The organism is Neoaquamicrobium microcysteis, from assembly GCF_008180155.1.
Taxonomy (GTDB): Bacteria; Pseudomonadota; Alphaproteobacteria; order Rhizobiales; family Rhizobiaceae; genus Aerobium; species Aerobium microcysteis.
On sequence record NZ_VSZS01000047.1, the window covers coordinates 1 to 23,541 of the forward strand.

Consider the following 23,541-nt stretch of genomic DNA (forward strand, 5'->3'; position numbering starts at 1 on the left):
ACAGCGCCGCTTGCTTCATCGAGATGCAGCGGCCTAATGTGACAAACCTGATGGACCAGAGCCTCCGTTAGCTCACGCCGCCGGTTGTCCCAAAAACCCTGACGACGGACAGCCATCCTCGGTCAGGTTCCACCACCTGGCCGCACGGCGCAGGGCAGCATTGTGCTTGGCGGCCGCCAACTTGTCGGTCTGCCCGAACGCGATATGGGCAAGATACGCGGCCGCGAGATCGGGGTGGTGTTTCAGGACCCGATGATGGCGCTGTCGCCCGTGCATCGCATAGGCGACCAGATGATAGAAGGGCTGGTGCGGCACGAAGGCATTTCGCGAACGCGGGCGATGGTTCGCGCAGCCGAACTGCTCGACCTCGTCGGCGTGGTCGATGCGAAGAATAGGCTCAACGACTATCCTCACCAGTTTTCCGGTGGCATGGCGCAGCGCGCGATGATCGCGGCGGCGCTGATCTGCAAGCCGAGGCTTCTGATCGCCGACGAACCAACAACCGCCCTCGACGCCACGGTGCAGAAGCAGGTGCTGGACCTTCTTCTGCAGCTTCGCGAAACGCTAGGCATGTCCGTGCTGTTCATCACGCATGACCTTGCCGTCGTGGCCCAGCTCTGCGACCGGGTGGGCGTGATGAAGCTTGGCGAAATGGTCGAGGAAGGCACGACGAGCGATCTCTTTTCGGCGCCGAAACACCCCTATACCCGTCAGCTCATGCTCGCACGCGAGATGCTGGACGGACCGATGGAGAAGACGGCATGACCGCGGTGGACGACGTGATCCTGCGGGTCGAAGACCTGCGCATCCGTTATGAAAAGGGCCGCTCCATATGGGGAACCCCGCGATACAGTCAGGTCGTTCACGGTGTTTCGTTCGCGGTGAAGCGCGGCGAAACCTTCGGGCTTGTGGGTGAATCCGGGTCAGGCAAGAGCACCATCGGCAAGGCCATCCTGCGCCAGATACCCATCGTCGGCGGCAGCATCACATTTGAAGGGCAGCGCATCACCGAATGGAAGGAGGGGCATACGCCGCTGTCCTACCGCCGCGCGGTGCAAGTGATATTCCAGAGTCCTCGCCTCTCGCTCAACGCCCGCATGTTGGCCAGGGACACCGTGGCGGAGGCCGTGGCTTTCCACCTCGGCCTCAAGGGCTCGGAGCTCGACCAGCGCGTAGACAGGCTTTTCGATGACGTCGGCCTGCCCCGGCATCTTGGAGACCGTTATCCCGACGAATTGTCAGGCGGACAGCAGCAGCGCGTCGCGATCGCCCGGGCGCTCGCGTGCGATCCGCGCGTGGTGATCTGCGACGAAGCCGTCAGCGCTCTTGATGTGTCTACACAGGCGCAAGTCATTGCGCTTCTGCATCGTCTCCAGCAGGAACGAGGACTCAGCTACGTCTTCATTTCGCACGATCTGGGCGTGGTGCGAAACCTGTGCCATGCGGTCGGCGTACTCAAGCATGGAGCGTTCACCGATATCGGCTCCGTCGAAGACGTATTCGAACGCCCTACCAGTCAGTACACGCGCGAACTCCTCGACGCGATCCCGCGCTTTCCAGGCAGGGCAGCCTGAAAGTTAGAGCTTTCGCGTGGAGCTGCGCACCACTAATTCCGGCGCCAGCACGATGCTGCGTCTTGCACTGCCATCATGGTTGATTTCGCTCATCAGCAGGCGAGCGGCCTCCCGGCCCAACTCTCGATGGCTGATGCGGATGGTTGACAATGGCGGGTGCACCATGTCCACCAAAGGCATGTCGTTGTGCCCCACCACCGATATATCGTCGGGAACCTTCAAGCCCGCCTTTTGCAGCGCGTCGTATGCGCCGAGCGCCACAAGGTCGTTTGAGGCCACCACTGCGGTGACATGTGGCTTCTGTGCCAACAGCGTATTCATGGCGATGGCGCCAGCTTGGCGCGTGTAGGCGCTGCACTCGACTACGGGCGTCTCGGAAGGGTCCAGGCCGAGCGCAATTATCGCCTCGTTGAACCCCTTGCCGCGCAAATAGCCCGTAGACAGGTTCTGCGGGCCTGCAAGGTGACCGATCCGGCGGTGGCCCAGTTGGTGGAGATGGTCGATTGCAAGCCGCATTCCGTATGCGTCATCGGACGTGACGGACGATACACGCATCTGGCTCTCGGCACGGTTTACCAGAACGACGGGCAAACCCTCGCTCATGCACTGCTGGACGAGCTTGTCGTTGCGGCTGACCGTTGCAAGGATCAGGCCTTCCACTCGGCGGGCAACCAGTTCGAACATCATCTCGGTCTGGCTGCGCGATTCCGTTCCAACATCCGCAACGATGGTGGCGAAGCCCGCTTCAGATGTTACTTCGGCGATGCCACTGAGGATGGGCGAGAAGACCGGGTTGCTGATGTCGGGCAGGAACACGCCTATCAACTTGGAGCGCCCGGTGCGCAGGCTTGCTGCGGCAGCGTTGGGGTAATAGCCCAGCTTCTTGGCCGCCTGCTCGATCCGTTCGATCGTATCCTTGCCGATCAGCCGCCTCGTTGAGGGGTTGAGCGCGCGAGAAACCGTCGATGGATGAACACCCAACTCTTCCGCAATCTGCTTGATCGTCGTTGCGCCGACTCGCTGCAAACCGTTATCCTCCGTGGGCTTCCCTTCTAAAGCATTCGATTGCAAAGGGGAAACACCAACGGCTTCGCGCTGCGGTTGAATTGACCGAGAACGAAAGTTTCCGGTGGATTTGCAACAAAAGGCAGGCTGGGAACCTAGATCATCGCCTCGATCAGGAACGGCCCCTTGTTGGAAAGCGCCGCGTCAAGCAGGCGCGAGAATTCGTCGATGGTGGTGGCCCGACCGGCCTCCACGCCCATGCCTCGCGCCATCAGGCACCAGTCGAGATCCGGACGGTCGAGGTCGAGCATGGCACGCGCGTTCTTGCCAAACTGGTTCACCCCGACATTGCGCATCTCACCCTGGAGAATTGCGTAGGACCGATTTGAGTAGACGATAGTGACCACGTCGAGATTCTCGCGAGCCTGCGTCCACAACCCCTGAACGGTGTACATGCCGCTGCCGTCCGCCTGAAGCAGAATGACCTTCTGGTCGGGCCGTGCAAGCGCCGCGCCGACCGACAAAGGGATGCCTATGCCTATGGCACCCCCCGTCAGAGACAGGTGGTCGTGCGGCTGGATGCCCGGCGCAAGCTGGCCGAAAGCGCGCCCCGAGGTAATCGCCTCGTCGCAGATGATGGCGTTTTCGGGCATGCGACGGGCGAGCGCGCGACCGATCGAATCCGGCGTGAGGTCGCCGGTCGGTTCCTCCAGTTCTCCTTGGGTCAGTCTGTTCAGGGCCGGCTTTGCTGATGATGCACCGATCTCCGAGCAAAGAAGCTCCAGCGTCTCCAAAAGATTCGTTTCCGCCCCGCCCAGTTCGATCGCTTTGCACTGCGCCGGCAGAAGCTGGCTGGGCATCCCCGGATAGGCGAAGAACGCGACCGGGACGCCTTTGCCAAGGCAGATCGCTATCTCGAACTCCGCAAGCGCGGCTACGGCCATGCCCACAGGATAGGGCACGGGCCTGATCGCCACCCTTCCCGCTCCGCGCTCGTGCCTGTCAGACTGCTGCGAAAACAGTTCGGCCCCGCTCGCTGCTGCAATCTTGCCGGCGATTTCCAGCGCCTCCTTGCGAAGCGCCTTGCCCGCCAGGATGATTGCGACACGCTTTCCACTCTTCAACGCAGCCGCAGCTTCGCGAATCTTTTCCGGGGATGATGTTGCGGCCGCCGGCACTTCCACAGGCGTGAGATCTTCGGGCTCGGCATCGCCCCACGCAGCGTCGGCAGGAAGGATCATCGTGGATACGCCGCGCCTGCTGACGGACGCGACATAGGCTTCCTCCGTCACGCGGCGAACGGCGGACGCCGTTTCCACACGCCCCACCCATTGAGACATAGGTCGTGCGAGGCTTTCAATGTCGCTGGTGAGTGGCGCGTCGTACTGCACGTGGTAGGTAGCGTGATCGCCGACAACATTGATGACCGGCGTGTCTGCGCGGCGGGCATTGTGCAGGTTGGCCAGCCCGTTCGCCAGCCCCGGTCCCAGATGCAGGAGAGTTGCCGCAGGCTTGTCGGCCATGCGCGCGTAGCCATCGGCAGCCCCCGTCACCACGCCCTCGAACAGGCCCAGCACGCAGCGCATTTCCGGCTTGCGGTCCAGGGCGGCGACGAAGTGCATCTCCGAAGTGCCCGGATTGGCAAAACAGACGTCTACGCCATTGACCAAAAGCACGTCACACAGCTTGTCGGCACCATTCATTGCATCTCTCCTGGGATCGTCACTCTGGTCACTGCGCGCCGGACTACGCTTGAAATCACGTTGTGCGAGCAACGGAACGATGAAAAACCAATGGTGTTGGACGTTCCGGTGCCCGGCTGGCCGATAGTCGGACTTTGCGGCTACGCAGACATTTGCGTAACGAATTTGGTGACGAGGTAGGCGTTGATCGCCTCGGAGCCACCCTCGGTGCCGTAGCCCGAATCCTTGATGCCGCCGAAAGGCACCTCGGGCAACGCTAGCCCGTTGTGGTTGATCGTCGTCATGCCTGCCTCGATGCGTGTCCCAAGCTGCTGCGCGGTATCTGCCGATCCGGTGAAAGCGTAGGACGCAAGCCCGAACGGAAGGCGATTGGCTTCGTTGATGACGTCGTCCAGGGTCGAAAACGGACTGAAAACCGCCACCGGTCCGAAGGGCTCTTCGTTCATGATGCGCGCCTGCGTAGGCACGTTGGACAGAACCGTCGGCTCGAAGAAATTGCCCTTGTTGCCGATACGGCGGCCGCCGGTCTTCAACTCTGCCCCATGCTCTATCGCATCGTTGATGAGCGCTTCCAGCGCCGGAATGCGGCGCTCATTGGCGAGCGGGCCCATTTGGACACCCTCTTCCATGCCGTTACCGACCTTGATCGCCTTTGACGCCTCGGTGAAGGCGCTGACAACCTTATCGTAAACGCTGTCCTGCACCAGAAAACGGGTGGGCGACACACACACCTGGCCAGCGTTGCGGAATTTCGATCCCGCCATCACCTTCACCGCTTTCTCGAGGTTGGCGTCGGCGAAGATGATGGCCGGCGCATGACCGCCAAGTTCCATGGTCGACAGCTTCATGTGCTGGGCGGCGAGCGCGGCAAGCTGCTTTCCCACCGGGGTTGATCCCGTAAAGGAAATTTTTTGGATTACCGGATGCGGGATGAGATATTCGGAAATCTCGGCGGGGACGCCATAGACGAGATTGACGACACCGGCCGGGATCCCCGCATCGACGAAGCATCGGATCAGTTCCGCCGGAGACGCAGGTGTTTCTTCCGGGGCCTTCACGATTATGGAGCAGCCCGCCGCCACCGCGGCTGAAAGCTTGCGCACCACCTGATTGATCGGGAAGTTCCACGGAGTGAATGCCGCGACGGGTCCTACCGGCAGCTTGATCGCCATCTGCGTGACGCCGGGCGCGCGGGCGGGAATGATCTGACCATACGTGCGGCGAGCTTCTTCTGCGAACCAGTCGATCACGTCGGCTGCGGCCAGCACCTCGCCCTTTGCTTCGGCGAGCGGCTTGCCCTGCTCTCGCGTCATTGTTTCAGCGATCGCTCCTGCACGTTCGCGCAGGAGATCGCCCGCTTTGCGCATCACCTTTGAGCGTTCGTAGGCGGAGGTCACGCTCCACACCTTGAAGCCGCGATCTACAGCGTCGAGTGCGGCATCGAGGTCGGCCTTGGTGGCGTGGGCCAAGCGGCCGATTTCCTCTCCCGTGGCCGGATCCAGGACGGCGATTGTCTTGCCCTCCACGCCGCCCCGCCATGTTCCGTCGATAAAGAGCTGAGTGTCGGGATATTTCTTGTCAGTCATGTTCAACCAGCCATTTTTCTTGCAGTCAGCAGGCAGCGCCCGCCCGTAGCAGTGTCTTTCAGGCGACCGAAACAGCCGCCTCGATGGAAGCTTCCAGGATGTCCAGCCCCTCGGCCAGTATATCGTCCTCGATCGTAAGCGGCACAAGGATACGGATGACATTGGCCCGTGTGCCGCAGGAAAGCAGGATGAGCCCGCGCTTCTCGGCCTCCGCGACTATGGTGTTTGTCAGGGACGGTGCCGCATCTTTCGAGATGCGGTCATTGACCATTTCGAAGGCTACCATCGCACCGAGGCCGCGCACGTCGCCGATCTGCTCCATCCCCTGCCGCTGCGAGATCGCGTCTAGACGATCCTTGATGCGCTGCCCGACCACGGCGGCACGCTCGCACAAGCCCTCGTCTTCAATCACGTCCAGGACAGCATTCGCCGCAGCCACTGCCAGCGGGTTGCCGGCATAGGTGCCACCCAGGCCGCCTGGATGAGCGGCGTTCATGATTTCCGCGCGTCCGGTGAGCGCCGACAGCGGGAATCCACCGGCAAGGCCCTTGGCCATGGTCACGAGGTCCGGCTTTACACCGGCATGCTCGAAACCAAACATCTTGCCCGTGCGCCCCATGCCGGCCTGCACCTCATCGGCAATCAGCACGATGCCGTGCCGGTCGGCGACGGCGCGCAAGGCCTGCAAGAACTCCTTCGGAGCGATGTTGAACCCGCCCTCCCCCTGCACCGGCTCCACGATGATGGCAGCGACCCGCTCGGGATCGATGTCCGCCTGGAAGAGACGTTCGAGGGCCGAAAGCGCGTCCTCCACCGTGACGCCCATGAAGGCATTCGGGAACGGCGCATGGTAGATATCGCTCGGAAACGGCCCGAAGTTCTTCTTGTAGGGGGCGACCTTGCCGGTCAGCGCCATGCCCAGCATCGTGCGACCATGGAATGAACCTGCAAATGCGATGACGCCAGGGCGCTTCGTATAGGCGCGGGCTACCTTGATGGCGTTTTCCACGGCTTCCGCGCCGGTGGTCACCAGCATCGTGCGGTTCTCCACACCGGTTGGCGCAATGGCGTTCAGGCGTTCGGCAAGGCGGATATAGCTTTCATACGGCGCGACATGGAAGCAGGTGTGGGTGAAGCACTCCGCCTGTTCGCGTACCGCCCGCATGAGCCTGGGATGCCGGTGTCCAGTATTATTGACAGCTATCCCCGCCGCAAAATCGATGTAACGCTTGCCATCGACATCCCACAGCTCCGCATTCAGCGCCTTCTCGGCATAGATCGAACGGGTTCCGATACCGCCTGCGACAGCGGATACCTGACGGGCGGCAAGTTGGGCGGAAACGGTCATGACAGCACCTTCTGTGAATATGGAAGGACGCTAGCATTGTATAAAATATTGAGCAACGTGATTTCTATCGCCTGTTATAGATAAGGCGGCGTGCAGGCGGAAATCACGATCGTCCGGGCTGACGACAGATTGCGGAAGCGATGCGGCGTGCGGCTGTCAAACAGGTAGGACTCGCCGGCCGAAAGCACCCGAACCTCATCTCCGACCGTGATTTCAAGTTCGCCCTCAACGACGTAGCCGCCTTCCGAAGAAGCATGCTGGAGCAGCAATTCCCCGGTATCAGCGCCGGGTTCATAGAACTCATGCAGGATTTGCAGGTTGTGCGCCCGCGCATCGCCAACCTGTCGCAACCGCAAGCGCCCGCCTCCCGTCTTGTTGCCGGCAATGCGCGATGTCAGGTCCACAAGCTCCTGCGCGCCAAAGAACGGGCCCGCCTGCGCGCCGGTGTCCGGCTCGAAAAAATCCGCGAGGCTGACGTCGAGGCCGCTCAATATTTTGCGAAGCGTCGAGACCGCCGGGCTGTTTCTATTTGTCTCGATGTTGGAAATCTGCGCGTGTGGAATTCCTGCCAGAGCGGCCAGCTGGCGCTGGGAAAGATTTGCCGCCATGCGCATGGCCTTGAGGCGCGCGCCCACATCGAAGTCTTCGTCCGCCATGATATCACCGATCCCCGGAGAAGTTTTCCTGGCGGTCAATATACTATACGGCGGCGCTGCAGACGAGATATTGTTCACGATAGCGACGACATGAATTGCGCTGTGGCCTCAGGCAGCCCAGACGCACTCGCCTCCGACCCATGTGGACAGGACCGGTATGGCGGCGACGTCATCGGCAGCAACCTCCCGGGGGTCCTCCCCGAGAACGACAAAATCAGCGAGCAGTCCCGGCGCGATGCTTCCCTTCAGATGGTCTTCCCCGCAGACGATTGCGGCATTGATGGTGTACATCTTCAGGGCCTCCTCAATGGTGATGCACTGCTCGACACCAACCAGTTCGCCTTCATTGTCGCGCCGCGTCATCGCGGCCTGTATCGCGTAGAGCGGCGGGTAGGGACACGCGCCATAGTCCGACGAGCCGGCAACCGTGATGCCTGCATCGAGAAACGAGCGGCATGCGACCATGCGCTTCGCGCGTTCGTTTCCGAACAGGCGTCGCAGCTTGTCGCCATGAAAGGGAATGTAGCTCATGATCGGAACGACCATCGCGTCGAGCTTCCTGATCCGCTCGACCAGTTCGTCCGTGACGAGGCTCGCGTGCTCCACGCGATGGCGCAATCCGGGCTTTGGCGCCAGCGCCTGCGCCTTCTCGTATGCGTCGAGCAGGATGGAAATCGCCTTGTCGCCATTGGCGTGAACGGCCATTCGGTCGCCGTTGGCCTGAGCGCGCTGCACCAGCGCATTCAGTTCATCGACCGTCATGACGAGCTTGCCGACATTGTTGGAGCCTTCGTAGGGCTCTTCCAGGAGCGCGGTTGCCGACGACATCGCACCGTCGAGAACTGCCTTCACCGCCAGCCATTTCAGCCGGTCGCTGCCGAACCCGGTATGCATCCCGAGGCTTCGCGCGTGATCGTAAAAGGTGTGCCAGATAAGCAGCCCCATGCGCAGGGACAGTTCCCCACGACGCTCTGCCTCCTGGAAAAGTTCCAGAATGGACGGAGTGGCGATGGCGTCCGTCACCGAGGTCAGTCCGGCCGCATGAAATTCCTGCTGCAAGGCACGAAAGCCCTTCAGCTTTTCCTCGATGTCGGGCTCCGGCAGTCGAGGCAACAAAGACTGGATGCCGGAGCCGTAAAGTATGCCGTTCAAGCGGCCCGATTCATCGCGCCCATACGAGCCGCCGGAAGGCGGCTCGCTGTTCTCGGCGATGCCGAACATGTCCAGCGCCTTGCTGTTGGCAATACCGATGTGCCCGGTGAAGTGGGTCACCAGAACCGGATGATCCATCGACACGCGATCGAGGTCGTCGCGATTGATGAGGATGCCCTGCGTAGCACGAACGTCATCGTAGCGGACTCCGCGTACCAGCTGCCCCGTGGGCGTGCGAGCCGCGGCCTTTTTCATTACATCCATCAACTGGTCGAGCGAGTGGACCGTCTCTGGGTCCAGATGTGCGTGAATGTGGTATTCCGCGGCCCGCGCGGGATGCATGTGCGGGTCATTGAAGCCCGGCAGAAGAACGCCGCTGCCAAAATCCGTTTCCTGCGCCTTGGGGAACTGGCTGCGCATGTCCTCGTAGCTTCCGACTGCGAGTATCTTGTCTCCGAGCACGGCAACCGCCTCTGCGTCGCCCTGGTCGCCCATGGTCAGGACGCGGCGCGCCCGCAACAACCGAACCGTCATCAACGATCTCCCGCTCAAGAATTTTCCTAAGGCCAAAGCCAAGACTAGCCCTGTGCACGCTCTTGTCAATCGTTTGCACACATGTCATGGTCCTGAGTAAGTAGAGGGCCTGACAAAGGCACATAAAACCACGAAATCTTGTGTTTCGTTGTGTTTAAGAGGGTAACTTGGGCAAAAAACGCGTGGCAGCATAGGCAATCGATTGCGTGATCTTTGTCCGCAGCCATCAGAGGAGAGCTAGAATTGATCACCAGACCATTCCACACCACGCGAAGGGCATTTCAGGCCACGGCGCTTGCCAGCACTATCCTTGCAGCAGTGGCAAGCACCACCACTGACGCATTTGCAGACCCGTCAGGCACGCTGCGCTTCGGGATCGACTCGCCCCTCAACGATTGGGAAATCCTCAACAAGCCGGGCGAAGCCTATCTCGCCCTTCTGTTCGAGGGACTGGTCGATGTCGCCGCCGATGGCGCTACCCTGCTTCCGAAGCTTGCAGAGAGCTGGGAACAGACCGAGACGGCGCTGACGTTCAAGCTGCGCCCCGGCGTCGTCTTCCATGACGGCACGCCGTTCAATGCTGATGCGGCCCGCATCAATCTGGAAAGGACGCGCTCGTCCAAGAGCCAGTACGCAGCGATGTTCGAGCGCGTCTCGGCCATAACGGCCCCCTCCGACCACGAGCTCGTGCTTGAACTGAGTGGCCCTGCCCCTACGCTGCTTCAGAATCTCGCATCGCGTGGCGCCTGGTTCATGTCTCCCGCGACGCTAGAGGACGAGAAATTCAAGACCGAACCGGCAGGCACCGGACCGTGGACATTCAACACGACCGAGTCCCAGTTCGGCACCAAGATCGTGGTGGACGCTTTCGACGACTACTACGATCGCGACAATGTCGGCCCGGCCCGCGTGGAGATGCTGACGATCAACGACCCCAACACCCTCTCCAACGCACTTATCACCGGGCAGGTGGACGTCGCGCAACTGCCAGGCGACCTCGCCAAGGCGGTGGAGTTCCAGCAACTGGAAGTTGCCAGCGCGCCCTCAATGCTGATGCACGTGCTCATGCTCGATCGCAACGAGACCTTCGCAGATGAGAACGTGCGCAAGGCAATCTGCACCGCAATCAACGTTCAGCCGTGGATCGACGCCGCGCTGGCGGGTTACGGCAAGGTCGCCACCCAGCGTCTGTCCGCCGGGATGCCCGGGCACAATCCCGACCTTGTGGGCTACACCCAGAACATCGAAGAGGCGAAAACCTACCTCGCGGCAGCGGGCGATCCGAAGATTTCGTTCACGCTACCTACCTATCCTCGCGGCCAGCAGTTCGCCCAGCTCATGAGAAGCCAGCTCGGCCAGATCGGCATCGAGGTGAATATCGAACTTCTCTCGGCCGGCCAGTACTTCACCTACTACCAGAGCAACCGCTATCCCATGCAGATCAACACCAGCGCAGCGGAGAGCTACGGGGCTTACGACTACTACAAGTTCCGTTTCGGTCCTGGTGGCGTCGGCAATCCCTTCGACGTGGCAGCGCCGGAACTCGACGCCCTGGTGGAGGAGACGCTGGCGATCTCTGATCCAGACGAGCAGGAAAAGGGTTGGCAGGACGTCGTGAAATTTATCGAGGACAGGGCACTCGATTGCGGCTTCTTCGAACAGAACACGGTCTGGGCCTACAATCCGAAGAAGGTCGAGAACTTCGTTCCAACCGTTATGAAACCAACGGTGTTCCGCTACGCTGAGGCACGGATCGTCGAGTAACAGCCTAAGGCCGGCCGAAGGGCCGGCCCCATCCGCGACAATCACCAGAAGGCGCCGGCGGCCTGACTGCCCCGTCCTCTTCGCCCCAACGAGATAGCCGCGTGCGCAAGCTTATCGTCAACCGTCTGGCAGCCTCTTTCGGTGTGCTTTTCCTTGTATCGACGCTGCTGTTCTTCATGGCGGAATTGTCTCCGATCGACCCGGTGACCCTGTCTTTGGGTGACAGCGCCACGCCCGAGCAGGAAGCGATGAAGCGCGCCGAACTCGGCCTCGACCGCCCCGCCCTCACCCGGTATGCCAAATGGCTTGGGCAGGCGGCGGGCGGGGACCTCGGGCGATCATACCTTCACGGACATGACGTGGCCAATGAACTCATGCGGCGGCTGCCGGTGACGTTGGCCCTTTGCCTCGGCGCCATGGCGATCGCTCTCGTCGTCGGGCTCACCGCCGGCATCGCGGGCGGATTGCAACCCGGCTCTATCGCCGACAGGGTCATAACGCTCGTCGTCTCTCTCGGCCTCGCGCTACCCGGTTTCTGGCTTGGGCTTCTTCTCGCAATGGCGTTCGCGGTTCACCTGCGCTGGTTCCCCGTCATCGGCTATACGCCGTTGTCGGTCGATCCGCTGGCGTGGATGCGCGGCCTCGTCCTGCCGTGCGTAGGCCTGTCTATTCACGCCTTCTCTGTGATCGCGAGGCAGGTGCGTGGCGCGGTCATTGAAGCGTCGGCGTCCACCTACGTTCAGACGATGCGGGCTGCGGGTGCATCCAGCAGGACGATTGCGTTTCGTTTCGTCGTCAAGAACGCAATCGTGCCGGTGCTGTCCGTCATCGGACTGCAGATGGCTGTTATCGTTTCGGCGAGCGTCGTCATGGAACATGTGTTCGCGCTTCCCGGCATCGGTTCGATGCTTCTGGAGGCCATCGTCACAAATGACATGCCGTTGCTCCAGGGCGGAGTGCTGCTGGTCGCCTGCTTCGTTCTGGCAATCAACCTCGTCGTCGACATCTTCCTGGGCGCGCTGGACCCCAGAGCGAGGCCAGCATGACCTCGAGCCAATCAGCAGCACCGCAAATGACCGATCTTGACGCGACCCGCGCATCGACATGGACGGATCAATTGCTGAGGCGGCCCGCCTCGCTCTTCTGCCTCGCGGCGCTTGCGCTGCTGGCCGGCACTGCAATCTTCGCCCCGCTGGTTGCGCCCTATCATCCCGAAGCGGTGGACACGTTGCGTCGCCTTCAGGGGCCGAGCATCGACCACTGGCTTGGCACGGACTCGCTTGGAAGAGACGTGCTGTCGCGCGTCATCTACGGGGCGCGCGTCTCCCTGGGCGCAGCCGTCGTCAGCGTTACGCTCGCGGCTGTCGCCGGAACCTCAATCGGCTTGCTGATCGGTTATCTCGGCGGCTGGTGGGACAGCGTGGCGATGCGTGTGGTCGATGCACTTCAGTCGATCCCTGCCCTTGTCTTCGCCTTTGCGATCATTGCTCTGGTGGGCAAAGGTATTGTGCCGACGACACTGGCGGTCGCGGTCATCTTCGCCATCGCCTACATCCGCATCGCGCGCGGCGTGATGCTGCGCGAGCGGCAGAGACGGTATGTGGATGCAGCGACAGCCGCCGGCCTGCCGACGCCGCGCATCATCTTCGGTGAAATTCTGCCGAACATGGTCGGTCCTCTGGTCGTGGAGACGGCGATCCTGCTGGGATCCGCCCAATTGATCATCGCGATGTTGAGCTTCCTTGGCCTTGGCGTCGATGCGGATGCGGCCGACTGGGGCTCAATGCTCAACGATGCACGAATCTATCAAGGCGTGCATCCTTTCCTTTCGATACCGTCCGGCCTTGCGATCACCTTTTCCGTTCTGCTCTTCAATGTGCTCGGCGACGATCTGCGCGACATCCTGACAGGCACGCAGCGGCCGGCAGCCGGGAGACGCGCGCCACAAGGTGCAGTCGCCCTGTCCGCCCCAGCGGCCGCCGACGCCTCTTGTGGCGTGGCAAAGGACGAAGGCAGCCAAACCGGCGGCATCCTCGACGTATCCGGGCTTACGATAGAATTTCCCGTCGGCAACAACGGCGCACGGGTGCTGGATGGCGTGAGCTTTTCCCTTTGTGCGGGCGAAACCTTCGGGTTGGTCGGGGAATCCGGCAGCGGGAAGTCCCAGACAGCTCTCGCGATACTGGGGCTTACCCCGAAACCCGGCATGGTCACCGCAGGCAGCGTGCACTTCGAGGGGCGCAATCTAGCCACCGCCGGCGAGCACGATCTGCGCCGGGTGCGCGGCAAGGAGATCGCCATGATCTTCCAGGATCCCATGGCTGCATTTTCGCCCGTTCATACGATCGGCGATCAGGTCATCGTTCCCCTCCAGGCGCACGCGAAGTTGTCGCGCGCCGCCGCGCGCGACCGCGCCGCGGACTTGCTTGACCGCGTCGGCGTACCCAATGCCAGGCGGCGACTGGACGACTACCCGCATCAGTTCTCCGGGGGCATGGCCCAACGCGCGATGATCGCCATGGCGCTGACATGCGAGCCGAAGGTGCTTCTGGCGGACGAACCAACAACCGCACTCGACGTCACCATCCAGGCTCAAGTGCTGGACCTTCTCCACGAGCTTCAGCAGGAGATGGAAATGGCCATTCTTCTCATCACCCACGATTTGGGAGTCGTGGCCGCCACGTGCGACCGCGTGGGCGTGATGTACTCCGGCCAGATCGTCGAGACCGGAAATATGTCCGATGTCTTCGATACGCCACGTCACCCCTATACCCGCGCACTGATGGAAGCGACGCCGCACTCTTCGTCGGCTTTCGGCGGCCGGCTGCCCACTATCGACGGTCGCGTACCGCCGCCTTGGAATCTGCCGCAGGGATGTCGCTTCCACCCGAGATGCCGGTTCGCCATCAAAGCCTGCACTGTCGCTCCTGTCCCCCTCATGGACGGAAGCCGGTGCCTGCGCGCGGGCGAATTGTTGATGGCGGAGGTTTGAACCATGTCTAACCTTCTCGACGTCCAGGACCTTACGATCGACTACCCGGCTGGCGGCGGCGCGATGTGGGGAGGCAAACGCTTTGTCGCCGTACGCGAGGCGTCCTTCTCGATCGGGCAAGGCGAGACCTTCGGTCTCGTCGGTGAATCCGGTTCGGGAAAAACGACAATAGGCCGCGCTATCTTGCGCCTCGAGAAGGCAGCGGCGGGACAGATTTTTTTCGAAGGGAGGAGCGTCACGGACTTTGGGCGCACGACGCCGCTTTCCTATCGTCGCGATGTTCAGATCGTGTTTCAGGATCCGAGTTCCTCGCTGAACCCGCGCCACCGCGTTGGGAAGATACTGGATCAGGTCATCGCGCGGCATGAACCGCGTCCAGCGAAAGACCGCGTCCGGCTACGCGACGAGCTCCTGGAAAAGGTTCAACTGGCGCCCTATCATGCCACGCGCTTCCCTGCCGAGCTTTCCGGCGGTCAGAAGCAGCGCGTTGCGATCGCTCATGCGCTGGCATCGAAACCCCGCCTTGTCGTGTGCGACGAGGCCGTCAGTGCGCTTGATGTCTCCACGCAGGGTCAAATCCTGAATCTCCTGCGCGAGCTTCAGGACAAACTCGGCATCAGCTACCTGTTCATTTCGCACGATCTCAGCGTGGTGCGGCACATGAGCCGACGGATCGCCGTGATGTATCTCGGACGCATTGTCGAAACCGGTGATGCGAATGCCGTCTACACGGACCCCCAGCACCCCTACACCAAGATGCTTTTGGCTTCCGTGCTTCTGCCTCACCCCGGCGAGCGCGACCGCAAGCGTCAGGAGCGCCTGCAACTGCGCGCGCAAGCCAATGCGTCGACGGGGTCTCTCTCCGCAACCGGTTGCCCGTTTCGATCCCGGTGCCCCAGCGCGCATTCCAGATGCGCCGAAACAATGCCCCCCATGGTTGCGGTCGGCACCCAGCGGAAAGTCGCCTGTCATCTGTACAGCTAACCGGTCGAAGGACGACGGAGCTGTAATCGGCTTGGCTGCAGGCAGCGCGATTTGGGACGCGCAGTGCGATGGAACCTTTTTCTTTGCAGCGCGCTACCTGTCATGCGCTTCTGCCCGTTCCCGGCGAGATGAGGTGTAGTCCAACTTCCATATGCCCGGCGGCCATCGCCGGGTCTCCTGTGTTCCCTTGTATTCTGGCGACCACGATGACGCGCAAGCTCGACCTGAAGACCGGCGTGCCTGTTTGGGAGGCCTACAGCGCCCCCCGCATAGCGGCGCAAAAACTGAGACGCGATGTCTCGTGCGACGTGCTGGTGGTCGGGCTCGGCATCAGCGGCGCCATGCTGGTCGAGGCGCTGACCGCCCAGGGACTTGCCGTGATCGGCGTCGATCGGCGCGGCATCATGCGCGGGTCCACGCCGGCGACGACTGCTCTGGTTCAGTTCGAAATCGATCAGCCGATCACCGCCCTAAGCCGCAAAATCGGCAAACCCGACGCCGAACAAGCATGGAGACGGTCTCGTCTGGCAGTGACCAACCTGCGGGGGCGCATCGGCGAACTCGGCATCGCCTGCGACTTGGCGGGCGCCCAATCCTTGTATCTCGCGGGCAATGATCTTGATCCCGGCGAATTGCGCTTGGAGGCGGAGGCTCGGTCTGACGCCGGAATACGCGCGACATATCTGACGCCCGCAGTTCTCAAGGAAAAGTTCGGCATCGATCGCAAGGGGGCCATTCTCAGCCATGAAAATCTGGCCCTCGATCCGCGTAAGCTGACCGCCGGCCTGCTCCGCAAGGCGCTCGAACGAAAGGCCCGCTTCTACGCTCCGGTCGAGGTCACAGGCCTGGAGACCGCGCCGACTGGAATCTCAGCGAAGACCAAGGGTGGGCCTGCTATCTCAGCCAGGCAGGTGGTGCTCGCCACCGGCTACGAGCTTATGGACATCGTGCCCACGGAAACCCATTCCGTGATCTCCACCTATGCCATCGCGACGAAGCCACAAAAGCGTGCGCTCTGGCGCGGCGCGGCTTTCGTCTGGGAAGCGTCCGACCCCTATCTCTACGTCCGCGCGACCGCAGACGGACGAGTGATCTGCGGCGGCGAGGACGAGGACTTCGTCGACGAGGCGACACGCGACGACCTGCTGCCAGCCAAGACGCAGACGATCTCCACCAAGCTGAAGCGTCTGTTTCCGCAACTGGATACCGCCGCCGAGTTCGCCTGGACCGGATGCTTCGGCACCACCACGACGGGACTGCCCTATATCGGCGAGCTTCCCGGTCATCCCGGCATCTTTGCCGTCCAGGGATATGGCGGCAACGGGATCACGTTCTCGCAGATCGCTTCAGAAATCATTTCGACCACGATCGCCAGCCGCGACGACAGTGACCGGAAACTGTTCGCCTTCGGACGCGCCGGCATTGTGAGGAAATTGGTCGATGCGGCCGGCAAACTCATCGGCTGAGGTCGAGACGTCGAACCTGTCCAGGCTTCTTCGTCATTATTGTGCAGCGCAGCAACGATATTTCTTCAAGCGCGTTGAGTCCTCTGCCGTCCAATCTCGGGCGTCACAACGAGGACGGCTCTTTGCGAAAAATTTCCCACACGATCGCGCGGCTTGCCGCGCTTCAGGCACGCCATGCAGGTTCGCCCAATGAGCTTGGCGCGCCTGACCGTCTCTCGACGCTGACAGGGTTCGGCTCCAATCCGGGCGCTTTGACAGCAAGATACTATCTTCCTGACGATCTGCCGGACAACGCCCCGCTTGTTGTTGTCCTCCACGGCTGCACCCAAAACGCTGCCGGCTACGACTACCACTCAGGCTGGTCTCAACTTGCCGACGACGCCGGCTTCGCGCTCCTCTACCCCGAGCAGCAGCGAAGCAACAATCCGAACCTCTGCTTCAACTGGTTCCAGCCCGCTGATATCAGGCGGGACGCGGGCGAGGCTCTTTCGATACGCCAGATGATTGAGGCGATGGTGACGGGGCATGGGCTGGCACGAGAACGTATCTTCGTCACCGGCCTCTCTGCCGGAGGCGCCATGGCTGCTGCCATGCTCGCTTCCTATCCCGATGTTTTTGCGGGTGGCGCAATCGTCGCCGGTCTTGCCTATGGCAGCGCAAAGACGATCCCGGAAGCCTTTGACCGTATGCGGGGGCACGGCGGCCCCTCAGAGGAGCACCTGCGGCGGATTTTGCGTAACGGATCGGAACACCGGGGGCCGTGGCCGAGGATTTCGATCTGGCAAGGGACTGGCGATCAAACTGTCGATGCTTCCAATGCCTATGCGATCGCGAGCCAATGGTGGGGTGTCCACCAGATCGAAAGAGCCCAACGCATTCCAAGACCGACGGCGCGAATGCACGGCAATCATGGTGCGATGCCAGCGGAACGGTAGTGTTGGAAATCAACATGATTGCGGGAATGGGCCATGGCACTCCCATCGATAAGAGCGTGTACGGCGCGCCCGGCCCCTACATGCTCGATGTCGGCGTTTCATCGACTAGGGAGATGGCGCAATTCTTTGGGATCGCGGACGGGGCGACGAGCGCTCATGCGGGGTCGAACGGGGACAAAGTAATCGATGCCCCGCGGCCCATCGGTTCTCGTTCGAAAGCCGGAAGAGTGACTTCCGCGCGATCGCCCGAGTTATCTCCAACTGCGGATCTGGAATCGCCTCCAGTATCAGGCGTGCAAAGGACTATCGAGGATGCGCTGAGGGCCGCCGGGCTGATGCGCTGACGCCATCGGCGCAGAAAGATAGGCGTTCGCGGACAACGGGCCGCGAATGCCCCCACATTTGGCGCCCAAGCAAACTTGGCCACCGCTCAAGACCGAAGCACAAGCTTTCGGCAGCACTCTAAGAGGCCCGGGATTGCCTTCACGTCTCGGAGCATGATCACTTGATCGGTATTAGTATCTACGGCGGCGTGCGCAACAGCGTCACAGCGATTGAGTTGCGAAGCGAGGGCGTCAGCAACACAGGCTAGCGCGGCGGAATCGCCGTTGAGGCGTCTTACGCCGTTCTCGGACGGGCAAACGCCCACGCGTCGAACAGAGCAGCTCTCGGTGCCCCCCTACTGCCCCAGAAACACCCGTCGCCGCGCGCTTTCGATGTGTTCGCGCATGGCCTGCCTTGCGGCTTCGGGCTCGCCGGCTGCAATCGCCTCGTAGATGCGCTTGTGTTCGGTGTAGAGCAGGTCGCGGCGGTAGCCTTCCGACCAGTGCGAGAGCACCCGCGCGATGCGCGTGCCGACATGCAGCGCCTGCGTCACGGCCTCGATGGTCTGGCTGTAGTAGCTGTTTTCGGTCGCGTTCGCGACCGCGACGTGAAACGCGATGTCGTGTTCGGCGGTGGGCAGCTTCTGGTCGGTGCCCGACGGCAGCAACTGCTCAACGGCAAGGGCGATCTGCGCGATGCGGGTGCGCGACTGGCGCTCCGCCGCCATGTAGGCAGCCTCGCCTTCCACGCCGACGCGAAACTCGTAGCAGCGCTGGAGATCGGCCACACTGCCGGGCTCCGCGAACTCCATCACCGAGCGGCTCGGCGCACTGACCACGCGCGTGCCTGCCCCTTGCCGGCTCTCGATCACCCCGTCGATGCGCAGCCGCAGCAGCGCCTCGCGCAGCACCGGCCGCGACACGCCGTAGCGCTCGGCCATCTCGAGCTCGGTCGGCAGTTTCGAGCCGACCTGCCAGTAGCCGAAGCTGATCTCCTGATAGATCTTCTCGTAGACCTGGTCGCTCAGCGTGCCGGCCATCGCACGCACCCCCTCATCATGCGGTTCATGTGCTCCCCCTCCCCGCTATCTTCATCCGTGGCTCCGGCAGGCCGGCTAACCCCGGCGACACGGCCAGCAGCGCGCCTGCAACCTCCGACGTGTCGCCCGGGCTCAGCGAGGTGACGTAGAGCGTCGACAGGCCCGGCCCGCCGAAACAGGGCTTGGTCGGTCTTTGAAGCGGCAGGGCGATCGTCCTGTCCACTTCGCCCGTTGGCGACAGGCGGACCAGTTCGCCTCCGTCGATGGCCGCGCTCCAGTATCCGCCATCGGCATCGATGCACGCGCCGTCCGGCCGGCCGGGGCGCGAGGCAGTATCAAGGAAGATGCGGCGGTTCGAGATGCCGCCGCCCGCGTCCAAGTCGAAGGCCCAGATGGTGCGGATGGGCGCCCAGGAATCCGACAGGTAGAGCGTCCTGTTGTCGGCGCTCACGGCAAGACCGTTGGGCACGTGAAGCCCGTCGAGCAGGTGATGGACGCTGCCGTCCGGGTCGATGCGGTAGAGGTGGCCGCGCGGCGTCCCGTCCGGCTGCTGCGCCATCGTGCCGACGAAGAAGCGGCCGTCGCGCGACATGGCGGCATCGTTCGGCCGGTTTTCAGGCAGGTGCGCCTCCGGCTGGCAGAACGGTCTGCGCTCGCCGCTGTCGGGGTCGAAAAGGAAGATGCCTTCTACCAGCCCCACCAGAAGCTCCGGCCCGTCGGTCAGCGCCACGCAGCCGATCGGCTGGCCTATGTCGCGGCTGGTGTTGCGGCCGGTCTCCGGGTCGAAGGCGTGCAGCATGCCCGCCGGAATGTCCACCCACCACAGCACCTGCCGCCTGTCGTCCCACACCGGCGATTCCCCGACACCCGCGCCGGCGCGCAGCACGACTTCCACTTTCATTGCCGTATCTTCATCGCGGTTGTTAAGTGACAAATTCGATGCCATAGTGCTTTACAACTTTACAAATCTGGTTGCGGGAGCGCCATGCAGGACCAACGTCCCATATCGGCCGATCAGGAGGTTGAACTGGCGGTGAAGCCGCTGCGCAAGCGCAGGCTGGCCGACGAGATTTATGCCCAGATATTGCTGCAGCTTTCCACCGGCCGTTACGAGGTGGGCGAAAGGCTGCCCACCGAGCACGACCTTGCGACGATGTTCGACGTGTCGCGTCCGGTTGTGCGCGAGGCGCTTCAGTATCTTCAGAATGACGGGCTGATCGACACGCGGCGCGGCTCCGGCACCTTCGTGCTGCGCCTGCCGCCGCGCGAGATGGCGCGCTACACCGACGATGTGCGGCTGGCGCAGTACATGCGTGCCTACGAGGTGCGCCAGTGTCTCGAGACGGAGGCGGCGCGGCTTGCGGCGCTGCGCGTCAACCGCGCCAGCATCAAGCGGCTCAACAACGCGCTCGACGCCATGGGCGCAACCATGCACACCGGCAGCGGCATCCAGGAGGCCGATTTCCAGTTCCACCTCGAGATCGCGCGGGCGACCGAGAACGACCTGTTCGAAAAGCAGCTCCTGCTGCTCAAGCCCGACATGATGGGCATGATGAACGTCGCCGCCGACATCACCCGCGTCGGCACCGACCAGCGCAAGAGCACCGTCATCCAGGAGCACCGGAACATCCTTCAGGCCATCGAGCTTGGCGACGGGGAACTCGCAAAGCTTTACATGCACTACCATCTGGTCAGCGTGCGCCATCGGGTGATCGACCAGGGGGCGTGATGCCCGGTAGCGGGTCGGTGGCCATCGAGCCGCCCTGGTACGGGCTCTCATGCGGGTTGAGCGTGCCGGAGACGAAATCGGCCGGCCTGTCCTTCGGGCCGTAGCCTAGCAGAAAAGCGTTCGAGTTGTCCCAGTAGCCGTCGGCGATGTCCGACAGGCCGTAGACGATCTCGAACCGGTAGTCCGCCGTCAGCCCCACCTCCACCAGCCGCACCAGATCGTCGAAGGACTGGAAGGTCTTGAGGTGGCGGGTGGCAGTCACCGCCGGAAAGCTGCTGCCGATGCGCATGCAGAAGCTGCGCAGCGGCGTCTTGTGCGCGTAGAGCCGGGCCATCTCCTCGGTGAACGCCTTGGCAACGCCGTAGCGGCTGTCGGCGAAAGGCGGCGCGGTATGGTCAATCCGTTCCGACACCGGATACATCCCCACCGCGTGGTTGGAACTGGCAAACAGGATGCGGTCCGTGCCATGGGCGACCGCCGCGTCCCACAGATGCGCGCAGGCCGCGATATTGGCCGGTAGCAGCTTCTCCCATTCGTCTTCGCCGGAAATGCCCGCGAAGTGGATCACCGCGTCCATCCCCTCCACCGCCGCAAAGGCGGTGCCGCGGTCGGCCAGCGAGGCGCGCATCACCTCCGCCCTGTCATGGGGCTTCGCCATCTCCTGGATATCCAGCAGGCGCAGCCGCTCTATGCGGCCTTCCGACAGGGCTTTCGACAGGTAATTTGTAACCTGCGTGCCCAGACGGCCGGCCGCGCCGGTGACGAGGATTGCGCGCGGTAGCCTATCGCTATCCGACATTGGATGTGCCCTCCCGAATTGAGTAACTTCGGATCATACCCTCTTTAAGCCTCCAACCGCTACCTAATGTCATTCATCCTTACAACATATTTCGTCGGGCGACGGAGCCAAGCACCGGCCACCCGTGCGCTCGCGATCAATGGGTTTGAAATTTTTTGCATATAATTCAGCCTATTGTAGCCATATGTGCGACCCATCGCAGCGGCCGACATGCCAACGTTATTCACAACCCCATGCCGCCGATCCGGCTCCTTTCGCAAAAATAGATAAAATAAATTGACAACCAATCGGCGATTCATAATATCGGGCCCGAGCCGGGAGGAGTGTCCGGCAAAATCCCGTTACCTGCCCGTTACCTGAAGGGGGAAATCATGAAGATCGCACAGCGGCTCGGCCGCATCGCCGCCCTTGCCACCGTGAGCGCACTCTGTCTCGGCGTCGCCGCCGAAGCGCGCGAGCTTCGCGGATGGAACCTGCACGTCCCGGATTATCCGGGCTCCATCGCCATGGAAAAGTTCGGTGAAATCCTGGCCGAAAAGACCGAAGGGCGTTATACGGGCTCGGTTTTCCACAACGGCCAGCTGGGCGACCAGCGCTTCGCCATCGAGCAGTTCGCGCTCGACGGCATCGACTTCGCCGTGTTCAGCGGCGGCAGCCTCGGCGATTTCGCCACCGCGCTGCAGATCGTTTCCATGCCCTATATCTTCCGTTCGGCGGAGCATATGTATGCCGTCGTGGACGGCGAGATCGGCGAGCGCCTGTCGGACTCGCTGGCCGACCACAACATGGTGGCGCTGGCCTGGTACACCGGTGGAGCGCGTTCCTTTTACACCGTCAGCAAGCCGATCAATGAGCCGGCCGACCTCAGCGGCATGAAAATCCGCGTTCCCGACGCCGAAATCTTCGTCTCTACGGTCGAGGCGCTGGGCGCCAACGCGACGCCGCTGGCCTTCGGCGAGGTCTACACGGCGCTGCAGACCGGCGTCATCGACGGCGCGGAGAACAACTCTCCCTCGTTTGAATCCACCCGTCACTACGAGGTCGCCAAGTTCTACAGCCTAGACGAACACCTGATGGTGCCCGAAGCGCTGGTGGTCTCGAAGACGCTGTGGGACAGCCTGTCGGAAGAAGATCAGCAGACCTTCCGCGATGCCGCACGCGAATCTGCCGAGCTTCAGCGCGAGCTGTGGGCCGAGCGCGAGGAGAAGTCCAACGCCATCCTGGCCGAGGCCGGCGTGCAGGTGAACGTGGTCGAAGACAAGCAGCCCTTCATCGACGCGATGGGCCCGGTCTACGAAAAGCTCGTCAACACCGATGAGCTGCGCGCCCTGCTGCAGGACATCCAGGCAGTCGAATAATCCTTCCCAGGCCGGCCCGGCGTCATCGCGCCGGGCCGTTTTTTCGCGCCTCCCCGGAGCATACCGATGCCCATCCTTCGCGCTGTCTCCCGCGTCCTCGATCTCGCGGTGTGGATCATCTACGCATTCTCGGCACTGGCGATGGCATCGCTGGTGATCTTCGCCGGCTGGCAGGTGTGGGGGCGCTACGTTCTCAACAGCTCGCCGACATGGACTGAGCAGGCAGCACTGCTGCTCATCCTCTACATCTCGCTGCCCCTGGCGGCAGTCGGCATCCGGCAGAAGTTCCACCTCGCCGTCGAAATCTTCCCCGACATGCTCTCGCCGCGCGGGCGCTACTGGCAGGAGATGTTCGTGCTCGTCGGGCTCGGCTTTTTCGGCTGGGCGATGGCCGATGCGGGCATCGAGCTGATGACGCGCACGGTGCGCCAGGCCATCCCGCTGATCGGCTGGAGCCGGGCCTACACCTACCTGCCGCTCGCCATCTCTGGCGTGATGACGGTGATCTTCGTGGCGGAGCGCATCGCCTGGGCGATTGCCGATCCCAAGCGGGCCTCTCACCCGCAATCCGCCCCATTCTCGCTCTGAGCCCG

At 62.4% G+C, this 23,541-nt stretch carries 19 protein-coding genes and 1 pseudogene; 11 read left to right on the forward strand and 9 right to left on the reverse strand.

The window, feature by feature from the left end:
- The first annotated feature begins 114 nt into the window (after positions 1–114).
- Positions 115–765 (forward strand): ABC transporter ATP-binding protein, encoded by a 651-nt coding sequence (locus tag FY036_RS01020; protein ID WP_148912863.1) that lies wholly within the window; start codon positions 115–117, stop codon positions 763–765.
- Positions 762–1,574, forward strand: coding sequence for an ABC transporter ATP-binding protein (locus FY036_RS01025; protein WP_148912864.1), 813 nt, complete (start codon positions 762–764; stop codon positions 1,572–1,574). The genes FY036_RS01020 and FY036_RS01025 overlap by 4 nt, the downstream gene beginning before the upstream one ends.
- A gap of 3 nt (positions 1,575–1,577) precedes the next feature.
- Here the strand turns inward: FY036_RS01025 and FY036_RS01030 are convergent, their stop codons facing one another.
- The 6 genes from FY036_RS01030 to FY036_RS01055 all read right to left on the reverse strand — a co-directional run bounded on the left by FY036_RS01030 (position 1,578) and on the right by FY036_RS01055 (position 9,558).
- Positions 1,578–2,645, reverse strand: a complete 1,068-nt coding sequence (locus FY036_RS01030; protein ID WP_235897434.1) for a LacI family DNA-binding transcriptional regulator — start codon at positions 2,643–2,645, stop codon at positions 1,578–1,580.
- Positions 2,646–2,734: 89 nt separating this feature from the next.
- Complete coding sequence (locus tag FY036_RS01035) at positions 2,735–4,282, reverse strand: acetolactate synthase large subunit (RefSeq protein ID WP_148912865.1); 1,548 nt, start codon at positions 4,280–4,282, stop codon at positions 2,735–2,737.
- A 140-nt stretch (positions 4,283–4,422) separates the two neighbouring features.
- A complete protein-coding gene (locus FY036_RS01040; protein WP_148912866.1) occupies positions 4,423–5,868 on the reverse strand; it encodes an NAD-dependent succinate-semialdehyde dehydrogenase in 1,446 nt (481 codons plus the stop codon).
- 58 nt (positions 5,869–5,926) lie between these two features.
- Positions 5,927–7,216, reverse strand: a complete 1,290-nt coding sequence (gene gabT / locus FY036_RS01045; RefSeq protein ID WP_148912867.1) for a 4-aminobutyrate--2-oxoglutarate transaminase — start codon at positions 7,214–7,216, stop codon at positions 5,927–5,929.
- A gap of 74 nt (positions 7,217–7,290) precedes the next feature.
- Positions 7,291–7,872 carry a cupin domain-containing protein gene (locus FY036_RS01050; protein WP_148912868.1) on the reverse strand — a complete coding sequence of 194 codons (582 nt, stop codon included), beginning with the start codon at positions 7,870–7,872 and terminating at the stop codon, positions 7,291–7,293.
- A gap of 108 nt (positions 7,873–7,980) precedes the next feature.
- A complete protein-coding gene (locus tag FY036_RS01055; protein WP_148912869.1) occupies positions 7,981–9,558 on the reverse strand; it encodes an amidohydrolase in 1,578 nt (525 codons plus the stop codon).
- Between the two features lie 243 nt (positions 9,559–9,801).
- On the opposite strand from FY036_RS01055, the gene FY036_RS01060 reads away from it, so the two are divergent.
- From FY036_RS01060 to FY036_RS01085, 6 genes and pseudogenes are all read left to right on the forward strand, one after another.
- The gene (locus tag FY036_RS01060; RefSeq protein ID WP_161601067.1) at positions 9,802–11,322 is read left to right on the forward strand and encodes an ABC transporter substrate-binding protein; all 1,521 of its coding nucleotides are present in this window, start codon (positions 9,802–9,804) and stop codon (positions 11,320–11,322) included.
- A 101-nt stretch (positions 11,323–11,423) separates the two neighbouring features.
- Positions 11,424–12,368, forward strand: a complete 945-nt coding sequence (locus FY036_RS01065) for an ABC transporter permease (RefSeq protein ID WP_148912871.1) — start codon at positions 11,424–11,426, stop codon at positions 12,366–12,368.
- A 26-nt stretch (positions 12,369–12,394) separates the two neighbouring features.
- On the forward strand, positions 12,395–14,314 hold the full coding sequence (locus FY036_RS01070; RefSeq protein ID WP_161601068.1) for a dipeptide/oligopeptide/nickel ABC transporter permease/ATP-binding protein: 1,920 nt from the start codon (positions 12,395–12,397) through the stop codon (positions 14,312–14,314).
- A gap of 3 nt (positions 14,315–14,317) precedes the next feature.
- Positions 14,318–15,298, forward strand: coding sequence for an ABC transporter ATP-binding protein (locus FY036_RS01075; RefSeq protein ID WP_148912873.1), 981 nt, complete (start codon positions 14,318–14,320; stop codon positions 15,296–15,298).
- Between the two features lie 206 nt (positions 15,299–15,504).
- On the forward strand, positions 15,505–16,764 hold the full coding sequence (locus tag FY036_RS01080) for an NAD(P)/FAD-dependent oxidoreductase (protein WP_148912874.1): 1,260 nt from the start codon (positions 15,505–15,507) through the stop codon (positions 16,762–16,764).
- A 122-nt stretch (positions 16,765–16,886) separates the two neighbouring features.
- Positions 16,887–18,043, forward strand: a pseudogene (locus tag FY036_RS01085) (extracellular catalytic domain type 1 short-chain-length polyhydroxyalkanoate depolymerase).
- A gap of 335 nt (positions 18,044–18,378) precedes the next feature.
- Here the strand turns inward: FY036_RS01085 and FY036_RS01090 are convergent.
- Positions 18,379–19,062 carry a FadR/GntR family transcriptional regulator gene (locus FY036_RS01090; protein ID WP_148912875.1) on the reverse strand — a complete coding sequence of 228 codons (684 nt, stop codon included), beginning with the start codon at positions 19,060–19,062 and terminating at the stop codon, positions 18,379–18,381.
- A gap of 25 nt (positions 19,063–19,087) precedes the next feature.
- Positions 19,088–19,963, reverse strand: coding sequence for an SMP-30/gluconolactonase/LRE family protein (locus FY036_RS01095; protein WP_161601069.1), 876 nt, complete (start codon positions 19,961–19,963; stop codon positions 19,088–19,090).
- A gap of 84 nt (positions 19,964–20,047) precedes the next feature.
- Between FY036_RS01095 and FY036_RS01100 the strand changes: the two genes are divergently transcribed.
- Positions 20,048–20,791, forward strand: a complete 744-nt coding sequence (locus FY036_RS01100) for a FadR/GntR family transcriptional regulator (protein ID WP_148912877.1) — start codon at positions 20,048–20,050, stop codon at positions 20,789–20,791.
- On the opposite strand, the gene FY036_RS01105 is transcribed toward FY036_RS01100, so the two are convergent.
- Entirely contained in the window at positions 20,754–21,590 is an 837-nt protein-coding gene (locus FY036_RS01105) for an NAD-dependent epimerase/dehydratase family protein (protein WP_148912878.1), read from the reverse strand. The genes FY036_RS01100 and FY036_RS01105 overlap by 38 nt on opposite strands.
- A 371-nt stretch (positions 21,591–21,961) precedes the next feature.
- Here FY036_RS01105 and FY036_RS01110 point away from each other — a divergent pair, with 371 nt between their 5' ends.
- Positions 21,962–22,948 (forward strand): TRAP transporter substrate-binding protein, encoded by a 987-nt coding sequence (locus tag FY036_RS01110; RefSeq protein WP_148912879.1) that lies wholly within the window; start codon positions 21,962–21,964, stop codon positions 22,946–22,948.
- A 66-nt stretch (positions 22,949–23,014) separates the two neighbouring features.
- Complete coding sequence (locus tag FY036_RS01115; protein ID WP_148912880.1) at positions 23,015–23,536, forward strand: TRAP transporter small permease; 522 nt, start codon at positions 23,015–23,017, stop codon at positions 23,534–23,536.
- Positions 23,537–23,541: the final 5 nt, after the last annotated feature.

Coding starts and splice junctions, on each gene's coding strand:
- FY036_RS01105 (WP_148912878.1), bottom strand. CDS start 21,590: ATGTCGGATAGCGATAGGCTACCGCGCGCAATCCTCGTCACCGGCGCG.
- FY036_RS01075 (WP_148912873.1), top strand. CDS start 14,318: ATGTCTAACCTTCTCGACGTCCAGGACCTTACGATCGACTACCCGGCT.
- FY036_RS01090 (WP_148912875.1), bottom strand. CDS start 19,062: ATGGCCGGCACGCTGAGCGACCAGGTCTACGAGAAGATCTATCAGGAG.
- FY036_RS01080 (WP_148912874.1), top strand. CDS start 15,505: ATGACGCGCAAGCTCGACCTGAAGACCGGCGTGCCTGTTTGGGAGGCC.
- FY036_RS01025 (WP_148912864.1), top strand. CDS start 762: ATGACCGCGGTGGACGACGTGATCCTGCGGGTCGAAGACCTGCGCATC.
- FY036_RS01040 (WP_148912866.1), bottom strand. CDS start 5,868: ATGACTGACAAGAAATATCCCGACACTCAGCTCTTTATCGACGGAACA.
- FY036_RS01115 (WP_148912880.1), top strand. CDS start 23,015: ATGCCCATCCTTCGCGCTGTCTCCCGCGTCCTCGATCTCGCGGTGTGG.
- gabT (WP_148912867.1), bottom strand. CDS start 7,216: ATGACCGTTTCCGCCCAACTTGCCGCCCGTCAGGTATCCGCTGTCGCA.
- FY036_RS01100 (WP_148912877.1), top strand. CDS start 20,048: ATGCAGGACCAACGTCCCATATCGGCCGATCAGGAGGTTGAACTGGCG.
- FY036_RS01095 (WP_161601069.1), bottom strand. CDS start 19,963: ATGAAAGTGGAAGTCGTGCTGCGCGCCGGCGCGGGTGTCGGGGAATCG.
- FY036_RS01110 (WP_148912879.1), top strand. CDS start 21,962: ATGAAGATCGCACAGCGGCTCGGCCGCATCGCCGCCCTTGCCACCGTG.
- FY036_RS01035 (WP_148912865.1), bottom strand. CDS start 4,282: ATGAATGGTGCCGACAAGCTGTGTGACGTGCTTTTGGTCAATGGCGTA.
- FY036_RS01055 (WP_148912869.1), bottom strand. CDS start 9,558: ATGACGGTTCGGTTGTTGCGGGCGCGCCGCGTCCTGACCATGGGCGAC.
- FY036_RS01050 (WP_148912868.1), bottom strand. CDS start 7,872: ATGGCGGACGAAGACTTCGATGTGGGCGCGCGCCTCAAGGCCATGCGC.
- FY036_RS01070 (WP_161601068.1), top strand. CDS start 12,395: ATGACCGATCTTGACGCGACCCGCGCATCGACATGGACGGATCAATTG.